Origin of the sequence: Mesorhizobium sp. LjNodule214, assembly GCF_964252735.1 — a bacterium.
Classification (GTDB): Bacteria; Pseudomonadota; Alphaproteobacteria; order Rhizobiales; family Rhizobiaceae; genus Mesorhizobium.
In genome coordinates this window covers 452,917-468,921 of sequence record NZ_CAXUPE020000003.1, presented here as the reverse complement: position 1 = coordinate 468,921, position 16,005 = coordinate 452,917, and the positions used below count along the sequence as shown (strand labels likewise).

Sequence of the window (16,005 nt, the reverse complement as noted above, 5' to 3'; positions counted from 1 at the left end):
GTTTGCAGAGGTCTAGACCAAAGCCGCCGACTTTGGAACCTTTGATGATGGTTAACTGTCCAGCCCGGCAATGACACCGGCAAGCACGGCAAGCAGCGCGCCGCTGCCGGCGGCGAGCGCGCCGTGGCGAATCACCTCGCCGGCATAGCGCGGCCGCTCGCCATGCCGGTCGAGCAAGGCGCCACCCGCCTCGTGCAGGATGAGATCGGCGGCGGCGATGTCCCAGTCATGCGCGCTCGGCTTGACGAAGGTTGCATCGAGGCGGCCATTGGCGACCATCGCCAGGCGGTAGGCGAGCGACGGAATGTAGGTCACGCGGTTCAGCCGGTCCTGCCACTCCGCCGGCATCAGGTCGACCAACGGCTTCGGCCCGCCAATCTCTACCTTTGCCGCCGGCTGGCGCACGGCAATGCGACGGCCATTCAGAAACGCGCCTTCGCCAGGCAGCGCCCAATAGGTTTCTTCCATGGCCGGGCATTTGAGCACGCCGGCAAGCGTGCGGCCGTCCTCGACCACGGCAACGCTGACGCACCAGGAGCGCAGGCCTTCGAGGAAGCCCCGCGTGCCGTCGATGGGATCGACGACGAAGGTGCGGCGCGCGAGAAGCCGTGCCGGATCGTCGGCGGTTTCTTCCGACAGCCAGCCATAGTCAGGCCGTGCCGCAAGCAAGGTCTTGCGCAGATAGGCATCCGCTGCATGGTCGGCTTCGCTGACCGGCGACGTGCCGCCCTTCATCCAGACCTGCGGGTTGTTGCCGAAATAGCGCATGGCAATGAGGCCGGCCTCGCGGGCGGCGTCGCGCAGCAGGGCCAGGTCCTCGCGAGCCCCGGCCGATGTGACCGTATCAGGCGCCGGCAAGGGTCATCCCTTCGATCATCAGCGTCGGGGCCGCGGTGCCGAAATTGCGATCGAGATCGCTGGCCGGGACCATGTTGAGGAACATCGTCTTCAAATTGGAGGCAATGGTCACCTCAGCGACGGGATAGGCAAGTTCGCCATTCTCGATCCAGAAGCCGGACGCGCCGCGGCTGTATTCGCCGGTGATCATATCGACGCCCTGGCCGAACACTTCGGTGACATAGAAGCCGCTTTTCAGCGACTTGATCAAATCTTCCGGCGTGCGTTCGCCCGGCTCGATGGCGAGATTGGTCGAGGATGGCGAGACGGAGGAGCCGCTGCGCGATCCGCGTCCATTGGTGGTCAGGCCGAGCTCACGCGCGGCCGAGGTCGACAGGAACCAGTGGTTGAGCACGCCCTTTTCGACCATCAGCAGCATCTTTCCCTCGACACCTTCACCATCGAAGGGGCGCGAGGCCTGGCCGCGCCGCCGCAACGGCTCGTCGCTGACGGTGATCGCGGCCGAGGCCACCTGCTTGCCCATCATGTCGCGGAGGAAGCTGGTCTTGCGCGCCACGGCGGCGCCATTGATGGCGCCGCCGAGATGGCCGGCAATGCCGCGCGCGACGCGCGGATCGAACACGACATCGACCGGCCCGGTTGCCGCCTTGCGCGCGCCGATGCGGCGTACGGCGCGCTCGCCGGCCTTGCGGCCGATATCTTCGGGCGCGTCGAGATCGGAAAAATGCTGGTGCGAGGAGTACTCGTAGTCGCGCTCCATGCCTGTGCCCTCGCCGGCAATGACGCTGGCCGAGCGCGAAAAGCGCGAGGCGACATACTGGCCGACGAACCCATGCGAGGTGGCGAGCACCAGCCCGCCGAGCCCGGCGCCGGCGCTGCTGCCGGACGAGTTGGTGACGCCCTTGACGGCAAGGGCTGCCGCTTCCGCCGCAAGCGCCGCCTCCTTCAGTTCATCGGCCGAAACCTCGGTCGGGTCGAACAGATCGAGGTCGCGCGGCTTGCCTGCTAGCAGGGCCGGATCGGCGAGCCCCTGATAGGGATCCTCCGGCGACACCTTGGCCATGGCGACCGCGCGCTCGGCCAGCGCCTTCGGATCGGACGCTGCGGTCGCCGACACGCTAGCAACCCGCTGGCCGACGAACACGCGCAGCGAGACATCCTCACTCTCGGACGATTCGGTGGCCTCGACCTTGCCCAGCCGCACCGACACGCCAGCGGAGCGGCCGCGCACCGCGACCGCATCCGCGGCATCGGCGCCGGCGCGCTTGGCGGCCTCGACCAGGGCCGCGACGCGGTCGGTCAATTTCGCTGCGTCGAGCGTATTGGTCATGCGTATCAATCCTGCTTTTTCTGCCGGCCTGGGAGGAAGCCACTGGCCACCATCTATTGGTCCGCCGTGGCTTGTACAATGGGAAACGCGGCAATCAAAAGGCAAGGCAGCCGGTTCAGAGCGCCAGCCACGCCCATCTCGCCTTTCCGGTCTCAAACTGCGGCTCTCACCGAGTAGGACCCAGACGGGTCCGGCAACCCTTCTACTCTCCGACTATGGACGCCGGTGGGCGAGCTGAGGTTATCGGATCGGCATGACGAAGGACGATCCTCCACGCGCCTTGCTCCCGCCGGAATATGGTGGTGACCCGAAGCGCAATCGGCACCAGCTTGTCGACACTACCGACCTTGGATCGGAACCGCTCGACCTCGATGATGTACCCCAAATCCGCCGTCGCGTACTCGGAGATGCGCTCAAAGCCGGTGGCCTCGCCGCCCCGAAAATTGGTGGCAGCCCGTTCCATGGTCGCGGCGACCTTTTCCCAACCCTTCGCCGGCGGGCCGAACGGATTGGCGATAATGACGTCATCCCGTCGCGAGTAGAGATCCTTCAGAGGTTCAGGATCGCCCTTCACGAAGGCATCCAAAGCCAGATGACCCTGCTCGATAAATTTCGTTAGGTCGGAGGCTAACATCTTAGCGCCCTCAGGTGATCGGAAAGAGAAAACTTTATCCGAAAAGTCGGGTTCCCGCTCGCGCTATCTCGCTTCTTGGCGCTTCCGCCAGCCGTTGATGAGTTCACGCCCTAGCAGAACGACGCCGAACCTGCGGCGTTCTTCAGGCGACCGGAGTCCAGATCACGTCGTCGATCCTGAGCGCGCCGGTGGCGAGCATGACCAGCCGGTCGAAACCAAGTGCCGAGCCGCTCGCCTGCGGCATGATGGCGAGAGCCGCGAGAAAATCCTCGTCCAGCGGGTAGCGTTCGCCATAGACGCGCTCCTTCTCGTCCATTTCGGCGGCAAAGCGCCGCCGCTGCTCGGCCGGATCGGTGAGTTCACCAAAAGCGTTGGCGAGTTCAACGCCACAGCAATAGAGCTCGAAGCGCTCGGCAACGCGAGGGTCGGCGACGCTCGGCCGGGCGAGCGCGGCCTCCGAGATCGGATAGCCGTAAAGAATGGTGGCCCGCCCCTGCCCCAACGCCGGCTCGACCTTTTCCACCATCACCCGGCTGAACAGGTCGGCCCAGTTGTCGTCGGGCGCGGTGCGCAAGCCTGCCTTGACCAGGGCGTCATGCAGGGCGGCGCGGTCGGTGCTGCCGTCCGCGGCGACCGTGGCGAGCAGGTCGATGCCGGCATAGCGCGAAAACGCGTCGGCGACGCTCAGCCGCTCCGGCTCGGCAAATGGGTCGGCCTCTCGCCCGCGAAAGCGAAAGGCTTTTGCACCAGCACGCTCGGCCGCCAGCGCCAGCAGCGCGGCGCAGTCGGCCATCAGGCTCTCATAGGTCTCGCCGACCCTGTACCATTCGAGCATGGTGAATTCGGGATGGTGCAAGGGCCCGCGCTCGCGGTTGCGCCAGACAGAGCCGAGGCTGAAGATGCGCTGCTCGCCTGCGGCCAACAACTTCTTGCAGGCGAATTCCGGCGAGGTGTGGAGGTAGAGCGGCGAGCGTACGGCGTCCGGCCCGATCGCCTGCGTGGCGAAGGCCGACAGATGCGCCTCGTTGCCGGGCGAAACCTGCAGCGCCGCGGTGGTGACTTCGATGAATTCGCGCCTGGCGAACCAGTCGCGCACGGAGGCAGCGATCGCATTGCGCTGGATCAGCCGTGGCCGGCGGTCGGCGTGGACATCTAGCGTCCACCAGGGCGAAGCTTGCGTCATCAGGATCAGGTCATGAGCGAAATTGCAGAGAAGACTGGCGGTTGCGGCCAAGATGCGCTAGGGCGCAGCGGACGGCTGCTTCAGCCGATTTTGCATCAGGCAACGCTTTCGGGCCAACGAACCCGAACGGGCCAAGAACTCGAATAGGATTGTCCCCCGTGGTGAAGGTCATCGCCAGTTCCCTACGCAAAGGCAACGTCGTCGATAAGGACGGCAAGCTTTATGTGATCCTCTTTGCCGAAAACATCCACCCTGGCAAGGGCACGCCCGTGACCCAGCTCGACATGCGCCGCATCGGCGATGGGGTGAAGGTTTCGGAGCGCTATCGCACCACCGAGCAGGTGGAGCGCGCCTATGTCGAAGAGCGCGAGCACACCTTCCTCTACAGCGACGGCGAAGGCTTCCATTTCATGAACCCCGAGAGCTACGACCAGGTCGCGGTTTCGGAAAGCGTGGTCGGCGACATGGCGCCCTACCTGCTGGAAGGCATGGCGGTGCAGATCTCGCAGTTCAACGGCATCGCGATCTCGCTGGTGCTGCCGCAGCGCGCGGCCTTCGAGGTTGTCGAGACCGAACCGGTGACCAAGGGCCAGACGGCATCCTCATCCTACAAGCCAGCCTTGCTTTCCAATGGCGTGCGCACGACCGTGCCACCGCACATCAGCGCCGGCACCCGCGTGGTGGTGATGACGGCCGACGGCGCGTATGTCGAGCGCGCCAAGGACTGAGGCGCGAGGCCACCCTTAAAGCGCGTCGCGTTGAAGCGGATTCAGTCCACGCGCTTTAGGTTATGCATGTCGTTATCCCAAAACCGCTGCGCACTTTTGGGCGACATGCATCAGGAACTCGGAAGGCCAGCTCTCGACAGCATTTCAAGGAACCTCGAGTGATGATGGTCCTTCACATAGCGTGGCACAAAGCCGGGGCAGACATTGCCCAGATTGAGATGTGGAAGTTGTGACAGGCAATGATGGATGGCCCGTGACGCTTCCTCGTTGTTTCCGGTTGCCGACGCGGCCGCGGCCCAATAAAGCGCGCCGCGAACGAACCCCGGCTTTGTCCTGACCACCCGGCGGGCGACTTCGAGCGCCCGCCGATCGTCTCCGCCGGCGAACAGTGCAACAACCAAGCCATGGTGACGCCAGAAGTCGATGACGTCATGCGCTCCGAGCCGGATTGCCTCGTTGGCCTCACGCACAGCTTCGCTGACCTGTCCGCGCAACGCAAAGAGCATCGAAATGTCGCCGTGGCCGCTCGGATAGCCTGGGTTGAGGCTGATCGCATGTTGGCATTCGGCGATCGCCTCGTCGATGCGGCCGGAACTTTCGAGAGCGAATGACAGGACGCAGCGGGCAATTTCGTCGTCAGGCACTGCCCGTACCGCTGCTTGCGCAAGCTCGACCGCACGCTCGATCTGCCCCTGCTCCCGGGGCAGCGAACCAAACGCCACGCACATGGAAATTATGATCGACAGCGTCCGCTTCGCACGAGCGTTGTCGGGACCTATCGATACAGCCTTCTCGGCAAGCTCTATCCCGACCAACAGCGAGTCCCGGGTCATCTCAAAATACTTCATGAGAGCCTCGTTCACCAACCTGCGCACTTCAGGAGGACCAGGCGGGCTCTTGTCGCGGACTTTCCAGTCGGTCAGTTGAAGGTCGAGGATCACTCCCAGAACAACAGACTGTGCGATCCTGTCCTGGAATTCGAGCGCGTTCTCGGCGTGGCCGTCGAACTTCTGGGCCCAGACGTTGTGGCCGCCGGTGGCATCGACAAGCTGGATGTTCACCCTCAGTCCATTGCCGGATCTCTGGACGCTGCCGCTGAGCACATATCGCGCCCGGAGCATTCCCGGCGTTTTGGTTTCTTCGGCAGCGCCGTTCTTCTCCACGGGAGGAGGCGCAGAGAGCACGACATAGTCGGCCACCTCTGAGAGGGCCGTGGTGATGTCCTGGACGAGCCCCCTGGCAAAAAAGTCGTCGCCTCGCTTTCCCGTCAGGTTGACGAAGTCGGCGACACTGATCGATGGGCGCCCCAGGCGCTGACCGGCGGCACCATTTGCCGATGCGGTATCGGCGACAGCCAGCAGGGATTGCCAAAGCGCCCGCGTCTCGGGGCTGGCTTCGACACCAAACTCCTTTTTTAGCACGCTTTTGCAAGTCTCGTATGTTCGCAACGCCCGGTCGCGTTGGCCGCACGCAACGAGCAGTTCCATCTTCAGCCGATAGGATTCCTCGCGCGTCGGTTCCATGGCCAGAATTCGATCGGCCAGGACGAGCCCCGTTTCAGCGTCCACGACACGAGCAAGCTTTTCGAACGACTCAAGCGCTCGGTTCAGCAGCCTTTCGCGTTCCGATGCGGCCCAGTCATCGAAAGCACTGCTCCCCAGATAAAGGCCATCGAGAAAAGGCCCGGTGTAAAGTGCCAGAACCGTTTCGAGCTCCTGCGAGGAACGGGCTGAGAGGCCGGATTCGAACTCCCCGACGTCGACGCGAACCGCATCCGGCCTGAGGCCGATCAACTCCTTGCGGGAATGAATGAGATCCACCCCCGCTCGTGACAAATCCCGGCGCAGGACGCTGAGGGTTTGCCGCAGGCTGTTGCGTGAGTGCTCGCTATCGCTATCGCCCCATAGCAGGTCAGCAAGCCTTTCCCTTGTCGCCGACATACCCGGACAGCGGGCCAGATAGGCAATGATCGCGGGGCCTCGCTTCCCGGTCAGCCAGAGTGGGCCGACAGCCTCCTTTTCAATCCGGAAACCGCCGAAAAGCGAGATTTTACTTGCAGTGACGTCATCCGCATCTTGCATTTGCTTAACAGCTTCTTCCCTCGTGACGAAATTCTAACTCAAAACTAACGCTTCGCAAACAGTAGAGCCGCGCCTCAAGCGCTCTCGTGACGGCCGGTCGATTAGACTTCGCTGAATTAGGGGTGACTGAGCCTGCGGCAGGCTTTGGCCCGAGGGGGCGGCGGATGTCAAAGCTTAGAGCCAATTTGCTGCTCCTGTTTGCCGCCGCCTTGTGGGGCTTCGGCAATGTCGCGCAAAAGACGGTGCTCGACCACCTCGATGCACTGAGTGCCGTTGGTCTGCGCTGCCTGATCGGCGGGCTGCTTGTGCTGCCCTTTGTCCTGACTGAAAGGCGACTGCCGGCCGGGGCGGGTCATCTTGCCAGCCTGGCCAGAGTGGGGGCGCTGTTTGCCATCTCCATCATGCTTCAGCAGCTTTGCTATCTCGGCGCCACCGTCACGAATGCAAGCTTTCTGATAAGCACGGCAACGGTGATGACGCCGCTGGCTGCGTGGCTGCTTATCGGCGAACGTCCGACAGCCAGTCTGACATTCGCCGCCGGGTTGACCGTAGTCGGCGCCCTGCTCTTGTCCGGCGGGATCGCCGGTTTCAGCGCTGGCGATCTCACCGCTATCCTGTCGGCTGCCTGCTATGCGCTCTGGACGGTCGAGCTTGGCCGGCATATGCAGACCCACGGGCGGCCATTCACCGCCGCGGCGACACAATTCCTCGGAGCCGCCGCCTTCGCCCTGCCGCTCGGGGCAATGCACGGCAATTTGTCGATGGCCGCTGCATTTGCAGCCGGCCCGGAACTGGCGGTCCTCGGCATATTCTCCACCGCATTTGCTTTCGGCATACAGATTGTCGCCCTGCGCTACACCTCGGCCAGCCATGCCGCCGTGATCGTCAGTGCCGAAAGCGTCTTCGGCGCGCTAGGCGCGGCGATGTTCCTCGGCGAGCAGACCTCGTCAGCAGGCGCATTGGGCGGCGCGATCATTCTCGGTGCGATCCTGTCGGTCGCAATGTCGAACCGAACGCCGCAGGCACGTGCGCCCCTGCAGACCAACCCGATTCAACCCTTCGACGCTCCGGTGCCAGCCTTCGCCGCCGCCAATCCCGGTCAAGAGGAGGTACGCCATGCTCCTTACCGAGACCCTTCCTCGCTGCGCTCGTCTTGATTGCCGCGCATTGACCACCTCGAAAAACAGCCCGTTGTTGAAATGGAGAGTACCATGTTCGAACATGTGTCCGAGGAAGCCGGTCCCTCATTCCTGAGACTGGCAACGATGCTTGCGGCATCGTTGTTTTGGGGGCTGCCGGCACATGCCGCCAATGTCGATGTGGCGATCGTGTTCGCCGTCGATTTCTCGTCCTCGATTGACCCGAAGATTGCCGACCTGCAGCGCGAGGGACATGCCGCGGCATTGACTTCGCCCGAGATCATTGCCGCCATCGCCCGAAATTATCTTGGCTGCATCGGGGTGGCCTATTTTGAATGGTCGAGCCCCGGGCAAACGCGCATTGTGCTGCCGTGGACAAGGATCTGCGGGCTCGAAGATGCCAAGGCAGCGGCGGCGGTGATCAGCAAGAAGGGCGATACCGGCTATGCCCGCAGAGGCCGAGGCGGAACATCGGTTTCCTTGGCCATCGACGTCGGAAGTCTCCTGCTCGATCAGTTTCCTGGAAACGCGATGAAGAAAGTGATCGACATCTCTTCCAATGGCGAGAACAACGACGGGCTTCCGGTTCAGCCGAGCAGGCTGAACGCCATCACCAAGGGATACACGATCAATGCAATCGCCATTCCAACGGAAGGCGAGAACCCGGAGCAACCGTTGGCATCCTACTTTGCCCGATCGGTCATTGGCGGCTCCCAAGCCTTCGTCATGTCGCCGACGGGGCCAAACGACTACATCAAGGCCCTTCGCCGGAAGCTGGTGACGGAAGTAAGCATGAACGCACCCCTTGCCGCCACAAGTGGATGGGGACTCATCACACCCGTGGTTCCGCATATGCAAGACTAGGTCTACTCCCTCATCGGTCCGGGAGCCGGATTTGATCCGCTGCATTGCCTTCTGCGACCGCTCGCTCAATAGTCCTGCCGATGTTGCAGACCATAGCGAGTCACTGGCCTCAGCTTATCTTGATCATTTCGGTGGCGATGGCGACCGTCGGCATCGCTCATGCCATCATGACAAAGGAAGACGTGCGCGCGGCCACCGGCTGGGTGGGCGTAATGCTGCTTTCGCCATTCCTTGGCGCGATCATCTACACCGTTGCCGGCATAAACCGGATCCGCCGTGCAACGATCAGCGCGCAGCGGCCGCCCGCCGGTGAGGCGGCAACTGCAAAGCGCGAGCGCGACATCGCCAGTGAAGAGCTGATCTTCGAGCGCTACGGCCAGCGTTTCGCTGGCCTGAAGACATTGGGCGACAGGGTGGCGCGGCGCGCCCTGACGTCGGGAAACGCAATTGCGATCCTGAAGACCGGTGACGAGGCCTATGCCGCGATGTGCCGGGCGATCGACGATGCTCAACGCAGCATCCTGCTCGAGACCTACATCTTCGACAATGACGATGTCGGGCGGCTTTTCGCCGAATCGCTGGCCGGAGCGGTCCGACGAGGCGTCAGCGTTCGCGTGCTGATCGATGCCGTTGGCGTCCGCTACTCGGTCCCCAGCATCCTGAAGCTCCTGCGCGAGGCCAACATCACCGTCGATCTCTTCAACGGCAACATCGTCATGGGCCTGCGACTTCCCTATGCAAACTTGAGAACGCACAGGAAAATCCTGGTTGTCGACGGCATGGTGGCGTTCACGGGAGGCATGAACATCCGAAAGGGATTCTCAGCCGAATTCGCGGGCTCCACCAGCGCTGGGGATACGCACTTCCAGGTCACCGGACCGGTCGTGGCCGACCTCTTTTCGGTTGCCGCCGAGGATTGGCGCTTCGCCGGCAACGAGGCACTGAAGGGCGATGCCTGGCAGGTGGACAAGCCCTTGCCGCCTCCCGATCAGCCGATGCTGGTGCGGGCGGTGGCGTCGGGGCCGGATGCCAGCATCGAGACGAACCACAAATTGCTGATGGGGGCATTTTCCGTCGCCCGCAAATCGATCCGTATCATGTCGCCCTATTTCCTGCCGGACCGGGAGCTGATCAGCGCGCTGACCACGGCGGCCAGGCGCGGCGTCGAGATCGACATCGTCGTGCCGGCGGTGAACAACCTCTTCCTCGTCGACCGCGCCATGATGGCGCAGTTCGACCAGGTGCTGAAGCACTATTGCCGCGTGTGGCGCCACGCGGGGGCGTTCGATCATTCGAAGCTGCTGTCGGTCGATGGGGTGTGGGCCTATATAGGCTCCTCCAACCTCGACGCCCGGTCGCTCAGGCTGAACTTCGAGATCGACATGGAGGTTCTGGATGCAGGCTTTGCCGCCGAGATCGAAACGCGTATCGGATTGGCAATTCAATCCGCGACACAAGTGACGTTCGAAGCCTTGAAGGCCCGGCCATTCATCGTTCGCCTGTTCGACCGGGTGCTGTGGTTGGGATCGCCTTATCTCTAGCCGGACCTATATCTGGGGAAGACGAGCAGCAGACACGATGCAGAGAACCGGACGCAACCTTCCTGAGAACATGCTCCTGTCCATTCGCCGCCGAAAATCCCGGACGACGAGGACCGAGCCGCGTGAGCCCGTGGACGGCGCCAGTGCGCTGGTCGCGTCCTACAACGTCCACAAATGTGTTGGCGTCGACAGAAAATTCGACCCCGAACGAATTGTCCGCGTCATCCGGGAAATCGCACCCGATGTCATGGCGCTGCAGGAGGCCGACAACCGTTTCGGCGACCGCGCCGGGCTTCTCGATCTTGGGCGTCTCGAAATGGAGACGGGCCTGGTGCCCGTGCCGGTGTCGGGAAACGGCAAGGGGCACGGCTGGCACGGCAATGTGCTCCTATTCAAACGCGGCACCGTTCGCGATGTCCACCAGATAAAGCTGCCGGGACTGGAGCCGCGCGGGGCGCTGGTTGCCGAAATCGACATGGACGAGAAACGGACGCTGCGCGTCATCGCGGCGCATCTCGGCCTGCTGCGCCGCTCACGCTCCGAACAGGCGCGCGTCGTGCTCGATATCATGAACAGCCCGGACGAAAAGCCGACGCTGCTGCTCGGCGACCTCAACGAATGGCGGCTCGGCAATCGGTCCGCGCTGAACACGCTGCATACGACTTTCGGTCCGTCGCCGCCGGCGGTTCCCACCTTTCCGTCGAGCCTGCCGCTGCTCGCGCTCGACCGGATCATGGCCAACCGGCACGGGATGATCTCGTCGGTGGAAGCCCATGACACGCCGCTTTCGCGGGTCGCCTCCGATCATCTGCCGCTTACGGCTTTCGTGCACCTGTAACGCGGCGCCTCACCCGTCCCGCAGCCAGACCAGCATCTCGCCAGGCTCGCGGTTGTCCCAGGCGAAATAAGGCACCGCCTTCAGCTTCGTCTCCTCGATTCTGGGCGCATCGGTGCGGTAGAGGCCGCTGTTCCAGTTCTCCGCCGCCTCTTTCGTGCCAATGGCCGAGAGCGTGACGACACCGCCAAGCAGCTTCGGCTCGGCATGCGCCTCGATCTCGGCCGTGCGCGGCAAGGTGATGCGGTGTAATTGGCCGGCATTGTCGGTTGCCTCGACGCAGTAGATCAGCGGACCACGGGCAAGCGCGACGCGGCCGATGTCCTGGCGCACTTCGGGGTTGGCGAAGAGCCGGGCGATCGACATGTCGAGCTCGAGCTCGACTCGGTCGCCGCGCTTCCATTCGCGCTGGATCGCGGCATAGCCGTCGCTGTTCACGCTCTCCAGATCGACAGCGGCGCCGTTGACCTTGAGCGCCGCCTTGCGGCACCAGGACGGTATGCGCAAGTGCAAGGTGAACTCGACCGGCGCCTCCGGCTCGACGCTGATCGAGACCGCGCCATCCCAGGGATAGTTGCTGGTCTGGACCAGCTCGACCTGTCGGCCCTTGATCTCGAAACGGGCCGTCGAGTCACCATAGAGGTGGACGGCCAAGGCATCGTCCGAGAGGCCGTAGAAATAGCTGCCGATCGACGCGACCATGCGGCCGATATTGGGCGGGCAGCACGGGCAGCGGTGCCATTTCCAGCGGTTGTGCTTGCCGCGGCTTGCCAGCGGGTTCTCGTAGAAGAACAGCGAACCGTCGAGCGACAGGCCGGAGATCGAGCCGTTGTAGAGCGCCCGCTCCATCATGTCGGCATAGCGCGCGTTCGGCCCCATGCCGAGCATGCGGCTGGCCCAGAACACCAGCCCGACCGAGGCGCAGGTCTCGGCATAGGCGGTCTCGTTGGGCAGGTCGTAGTCGGCGGTAAAACCTTCATTGTGCGCCGACGGCCCGATGCCGCCGGTGACGTAGAGGTTCTTGGTGGTCAGATCGTCCCAGAGACGGTCGAGCGCCACCCTGAGTGTGTCGTCGCCATATTCGGTGGCGATGTCGGCCATGCCGGAAAACAGGTACATCGCCCGCACGGCATGGCCGACGACCTTGTCCTGCTCGCGCACGGGTCTGTGCGACTGATTGTATTCGTAGGTCTTGAAATGATAGGCCTTCGGATCGGCGCCCCTGGCGCGCGCCTCCTCGTCGAAATAATGCGGCTGCTGGCCGCGCTGGTCGATGAAGTACTTTGCCAGGGCCATGTATTTCTGCTTGGCCGTGACCCGCGAAAGCTTGACCAGCGCCAGCTCGATCTCCTCATGGCCGCAATAGCCCTTCTTCTTGCCGGGCTCGGGACCGAAATTGTCGGCGATATGGTCGACATAGCGGCACATGATGTCGAGCAGCTTGCGCTTGCCCGTGGCCTGGTAGTAGGCGACCGCGCCTTCGATCAGATGGCCGGCGCAATAGAGTTCGTGGCAGTCGCGCAGATTGGTCCAGCGCAGGCCCGGCTGGATGCGCTGGTACCAGCTCGACAGATAACCGTCGGGCTGCTGCAGCTTGCCGTACATGTCGATGACGGCGTCGATCTTGACCTCAAGCGCATCATTGCGGCGGCGGTAGAGCGAATAGGCCGCGGTCTCGATCGTCTTGCCCCAGTCGGAGTCCCAGAACATCTGGGTGGTCACCGTCGAGCCGGTGAACTCGTTGCCGGTGAAGGAGACTTCGTCGGGCGATGGCGAGTGGAACGGGATGACGACGCCCGGCGACGGCCGGTCTGGATCGATCTGCTCCAGCATGCGCGCCGCGACGCAGCGCTCGTAGAGGATGTCGGCGGTGCGCGAGGCCACGGCATTGACGCGGTCGCCCCAGAAGCCGCGCACATCGACCTGCGGCACCGGCAGCGGCCGGAAGGCGAGCATCGGCTTGCCGGCTTGACTGGCGGGTTGTTTGGCGGATTGCGTTGCGGTCATCAATTCAACTCCGTTCGAATGCGATTGGTCATTTCACGGCCCCTGCCATCAGGCCGCGTATGTAGAAGCGCTGCAGCAACAAGAAGAGGATCAGGCACGGCACCATCATCACGGTGACGCCCGCCTGCACCGCGCCCCTGTCGATGGCGCCGAAGCGGCCGGATTGCAGCGCGGTCATCATGATCGGCAGCGTGAATTTGGACTGGTCGGTCATCAGCACCAGGGCCGCCAGGAATTCGTTCCAGGCGCCGAGGAAAGCGAACAGCGCGATGGTGACGATGCCCGGCCAGACCAGCGGCAGCATCACCCTGACGAGCATGGTGACGTTGTTGGCGCCGTCCATGCGGGCCGCCTCCTCGATCTCGCGCGGCACAGCGTCGAAGGCATTGCGCATCATGAAAATCGAGAACGGCAATTGCAGCGTGACATAGACGCAGACCAGACCGGTCAGCGTGTTGTGCAGGCCGATCTTGGTCAGCACCAGGAAGATCGGCGTCAGGATCGACTGGAACGGGATCATGATCGTCGACAGGATGACGACGAAGAGCAGGTCCTTGAACGGGAAGCGGAAGCGTGAGAAACCGTAGCCGGCAAGCACGCTGACGATGACGGAAAACACCACCGTCATTACCGAGACGTAGATGCTGTTTTGCGCCGGCAGCCAGAGCCCGTCGCCGAAGGTGTTGAGCGTGCCGTAGTTCTCGACCGAGAAGCCGGTGGTCGGCCAGGGCGGCAGCGGCGGCAGGCGCGCCTCCTGCGAAGGCTTGCAGCAATGAAGGCGGCGCGCAGATCGACGACGAAGCCGGAGACGGACAGGGCCGTCGCCATGGAAATAATCGAGCCTACGCACATGACCACGCCGAGAAGCAGCGACTGGATCCGCCGCGAGAGACGCCCGGTGAAATCCGCCACAAGGTCCCAGGCGACCACAAGGATGGAGACCAGGGCAAGATTGGCGAAGAGTGAATGCCAGATCTCGGTCATGACTTTCCGGCTCCTTTTTTCCGGATAGATACCGGCAAAATCTATCCGAGGTCTAAAAGAGCCAGCGCTCTGCGGCAACGGCGCACGTCGAAACTACGCAGAAACGGTGCCGACCGGCCTGGCTTCGTGACGGCTGAAACGCCAGTCACAATGCGCTGCGATGCGTGGATCGCCTGGTGGCGATCTCGCGGGTGCTGGCCGCGTGGTGGTGGATGAAGTGGTGATGGTGTCGACCTCGCGGGGCGTCGAAGGCGCTGATCCAACACAGCGATTCGTTGGTGCCGAACTGCGCCAGTGCCGACAAGGGCGCGCAGGTGGTTGCGCGGGTGCAACGACCCTTTGCGGCTGATTTTTCCTGGGGGCAGTTCCGGAAAATGCCCATGGTTTGGGCAGTTTGCCAACCGCTGTGGCATTTATACAACCACCAATTTAATCACCTCCTGCTAAGACACGCTGGGCTTATTCATTGGGGGTACGGGCGATGTTCACGCGCTTTTCTGCGAAATCTATTCTTTTGTGCGCCGTTTCGACGGTGGCTTTGATGTCCGCCGCGCATGCGGCCGATGTCGCTCAGCCGGTCGAGGCGTCCGGGTTCAACTGGAGCGGGCTCTATGTCGGCTTCGGCGTCGGCGCCGGCGCCAACGTTCATGAGATCAGCAGCGACTTCATCCCGGGCCTGTCGCTGAACGGCATCGGCGGCGAAGGCGTCTACGGCGAGGCGACCGTCGGCTACGACTATATGGTTTCGCAGCGCTTCCTGCTGGGCGGGCTGATCGACGCCCATTTCGGCAATATCGAGACCTCGCTTGATGCATTCGGGCTCAGCGCCTCGATCCAGGAAACCTACGGCTTCGATGCCGGCCTGCGCGCAGGCTATCTCTTCACGCCGAACACCCTGGGCTATGTGCTGGGCGGCTATTCCTGGCAGAAATACAAGCTGGACACCAACGCGGGCTTTGACCTCGATTGGGACCAGAGCGGATATTTCGTCGGCGCCGGTGTCGAGACAGTCGTCGCCGGCAACTGGACGATCAAGGGCGAGTATCGCTACACGCGCTTTGGCACCAATGACGATCTGCTCTCCCAGTTCGGCGCGCCGGATGGCGCTCTCAATCTCGACACCTCGCGGCATACGTTCCAGGTGGCCGCCAACTATCGCTTTGGCGCCCAGAACGGCGGCGGCGCGGCCTTCGAGGCGCCCGCCTACAGCTGGACCGGCTTCTATGCCGGCGGCGCCTTCGGTGCGGGCGCGGTCGTGCACCAGCTCGACGTTCCGCCGGCCGGCGTGTCGTTGAACGGGATCGGCGGCGAAGGCGTGTTCGGCGAGGCGAGCATCGGCTACGACCAGGATTTCGGCAGCTGGGTGGCAGGCGTCATGGTCGACGCACGCTATTCCGGCATGACGTCGAAGGTGGAAGTCCCCGGCGGCCAGATCAACCTCGACACCGACTACGGCTTCGACGTGCTCGGCCGCCTCGGCATGAAGGTCAACGAATCGACGCTCGCCTACGCGCTCGCCGGCTACAGCTGGCAGCATTTCGACCTGAATGCTTCGGCGCCCATCGACGATATCCTCGACTGGGGCTCCAGCGGCTTCTCGGTGGGTGGCGGTGTGGAAACGGCCGTATCGAGCAACATGACGGTCGGCCTGGAATATCGCTACTCGCAATTCGCCGAGAAGGATTTTTCGGCGGATCTCGGCGCGCCGGACGGCACCCTTACCTCGACGCCTTCCTTCCACACGGTGCGGATCGACGCCAAGTACAAGTTCAACTAAAAGCCCCTTCAACCAAGGCCCTCCAGGCAAACAGCTAGAGCCCG

Annotated in this window: 13 protein-coding genes; 6 read left to right on the top strand and 7 right to left on the bottom strand. The window is 63.2% G+C overall.

Annotated elements, in window-relative coordinates; all coding sequences use genetic code 11:
* Positions 1 to 51 precede the first annotated feature (51 nt).
* The 4 genes from ACSQ3Z_RS27545 to epmA form a co-directional block, all read right to left on the bottom strand.
* Positions 52 to 858, bottom strand: a complete 807-nt coding sequence (locus ACSQ3Z_RS27545; protein WP_436174430.1) for a 3'(2'),5'-bisphosphate nucleotidase CysQ — start codon at positions 856 to 858, stop codon at positions 52 to 54.
* Entirely contained in the window at positions 845 to 2,188 is a 1,344-nt protein-coding gene (locus ACSQ3Z_RS27540; RefSeq protein ID WP_436174429.1) for a TldD/PmbA family protein, read from the bottom strand. The genes ACSQ3Z_RS27545 and ACSQ3Z_RS27540 overlap by 14 nt, the downstream gene beginning before the upstream one ends.
* A gap of 202 nt (positions 2,189 to 2,390) precedes the next feature.
* Positions 2,391 to 2,822: a YybH family protein gene (locus ACSQ3Z_RS27535; protein ID WP_436174428.1), complete on the bottom strand. Its 432-nt coding sequence runs from the start codon at positions 2,820 to 2,822 to the stop codon at positions 2,391 to 2,393.
* Positions 2,823 to 2,964: 142 nt separating this feature from the next.
* A complete protein-coding gene (epmA, locus tag ACSQ3Z_RS27530; RefSeq protein ID WP_436174427.1) occupies positions 2,965 to 4,005 on the bottom strand; it encodes an EF-P lysine aminoacylase EpmA in 1,041 nt (346 codons plus the stop codon).
* A 158-nt stretch (positions 4,006 to 4,163) separates the two neighbouring features.
* Between epmA and efp the strand changes: the two genes are divergently transcribed.
* Positions 4,164 to 4,733, top strand: a complete 570-nt coding sequence (gene efp, locus ACSQ3Z_RS27525) for an elongation factor P (RefSeq protein ID WP_436174426.1) — start codon at positions 4,164 to 4,166, stop codon at positions 4,731 to 4,733.
* A gap of 110 nt (positions 4,734 to 4,843) precedes the next feature.
* Here efp and ACSQ3Z_RS27520 read toward each other — a convergent pair whose 3' ends face one another.
* Positions 4,844 to 6,814, bottom strand: coding sequence for a BTAD domain-containing putative transcriptional regulator (locus ACSQ3Z_RS27520; RefSeq protein WP_436174425.1), 1,971 nt, complete (start codon positions 6,812 to 6,814; stop codon positions 4,844 to 4,846).
* Positions 6,815 to 6,978: 164 nt separating this feature from the next.
* Here ACSQ3Z_RS27520 and ACSQ3Z_RS27515 point away from each other — a divergent pair, with 164 nt between their 5' ends.
* The 4 genes from ACSQ3Z_RS27515 (at position 6,979) to ACSQ3Z_RS27500 (ending at position 11,196) form a co-directional block, all read left to right on the top strand.
* Positions 6,979 to 7,971: a DMT family transporter gene (locus ACSQ3Z_RS27515; protein WP_436174424.1), complete on the top strand. Its 993-nt coding sequence runs from the start codon at positions 6,979 to 6,981 to the stop codon at positions 7,969 to 7,971.
* A gap of 54 nt (positions 7,972 to 8,025) precedes the next feature.
* The gene (locus ACSQ3Z_RS27510) at positions 8,026 to 8,817 is read left to right on the top strand and encodes a DUF1194 domain-containing protein (RefSeq protein ID WP_436175164.1); all 792 of its coding nucleotides are present in this window, start codon (positions 8,026 to 8,028) and stop codon (positions 8,815 to 8,817) included.
* Positions 8,818 to 8,897: 80 nt separating this feature from the next.
* Positions 8,898 to 10,358 carry a phospholipase D-like domain-containing protein gene (locus tag ACSQ3Z_RS27505; protein WP_436174423.1) on the top strand — a complete coding sequence of 487 codons (1,461 nt, stop codon included), beginning with the start codon at positions 8,898 to 8,900 and terminating at the stop codon, positions 10,356 to 10,358.
* Between the two features lie 37 nt (positions 10,359 to 10,395).
* Complete coding sequence (locus ACSQ3Z_RS27500) at positions 10,396 to 11,196, top strand: endonuclease/exonuclease/phosphatase family protein (protein ID WP_436174422.1); 801 nt, start codon at positions 10,396 to 10,398, stop codon at positions 11,194 to 11,196.
* Positions 11,197 to 11,205: 9 nt separating this feature from the next.
* Here the strand turns inward: ACSQ3Z_RS27500 and ACSQ3Z_RS27495 are convergent, their stop codons facing one another.
* On the bottom strand, positions 11,206 to 13,200 hold the full coding sequence (locus ACSQ3Z_RS27495) for a glycoside hydrolase family 127 protein (protein WP_436174421.1): 1,995 nt from the start codon (positions 13,198 to 13,200) through the stop codon (positions 11,206 to 11,208).
* A 28-nt stretch (positions 13,201 to 13,228) separates the two neighbouring features.
* Positions 13,229 to 14,050: a carbohydrate ABC transporter permease gene (locus tag ACSQ3Z_RS27490; RefSeq protein WP_436174420.1), complete on the bottom strand. Its 822-nt coding sequence runs from the start codon at positions 14,048 to 14,050 to the stop codon at positions 13,229 to 13,231.
* A 615-nt stretch (positions 14,051 to 14,665) separates the two neighbouring features.
* On the opposite strand from ACSQ3Z_RS27490, the gene ACSQ3Z_RS27485 reads away from it, so the two are divergent.
* Positions 14,666 to 15,961: an outer membrane protein gene (locus tag ACSQ3Z_RS27485; RefSeq protein ID WP_436174419.1), complete on the top strand. Its 1,296-nt coding sequence runs from the start codon at positions 14,666 to 14,668 to the stop codon at positions 15,959 to 15,961.
* Positions 15,962 to 16,005 lie beyond the last annotated feature (44 nt).

Excerpts from the sequence above, each read along its gene's own strand:
- ACSQ3Z_RS27485 (WP_436174419.1), top strand. The coding sequence starts at position 14,666 with ATGTTCACGCGCTTTTCTGCGAAATCTATTCTTTTGTGCGCCGTTTCG.
- ACSQ3Z_RS27540 (WP_436174429.1), bottom strand. The coding sequence starts at position 2,188 with ATGACCAATACGCTCGACGCAGCGAAATTGACCGACCGCGTCGCGGCC.
- ACSQ3Z_RS27495 (WP_436174421.1), bottom strand. The coding sequence starts at position 13,200 with ATGACCGCAACGCAATCCGCCAAACAACCCGCCAGTCAAGCCGGCAAG.
- ACSQ3Z_RS27510 (WP_436175164.1), top strand. The coding sequence starts at position 8,026 with ATGTTCGAACATGTGTCCGAGGAAGCCGGTCCCTCATTCCTGAGACTG.
- ACSQ3Z_RS27520 (WP_436174425.1), bottom strand. The coding sequence starts at position 6,814 with ATGCAAGATGCGGATGACGTCACTGCAAGTAAAATCTCGCTTTTCGGC.
- ACSQ3Z_RS27515 (WP_436174424.1), top strand. The coding sequence starts at position 6,979 with ATGTCAAAGCTTAGAGCCAATTTGCTGCTCCTGTTTGCCGCCGCCTTG.
- epmA (WP_436174427.1), bottom strand. The coding sequence starts at position 4,005 with ATGACGCAAGCTTCGCCCTGGTGGACGCTAGATGTCCACGCCGACCGC.
- ACSQ3Z_RS27500 (WP_436174422.1), top strand. The coding sequence starts at position 10,396 with ATGCAGAGAACCGGACGCAACCTTCCTGAGAACATGCTCCTGTCCATT.
- ACSQ3Z_RS27505 (WP_436174423.1), top strand. The coding sequence starts at position 8,898 with ATGTTGCAGACCATAGCGAGTCACTGGCCTCAGCTTATCTTGATCATT.
- ACSQ3Z_RS27535 (WP_436174428.1), bottom strand. The coding sequence starts at position 2,822 with ATGTTAGCCTCCGACCTAACGAAATTTATCGAGCAGGGTCATCTGGCT.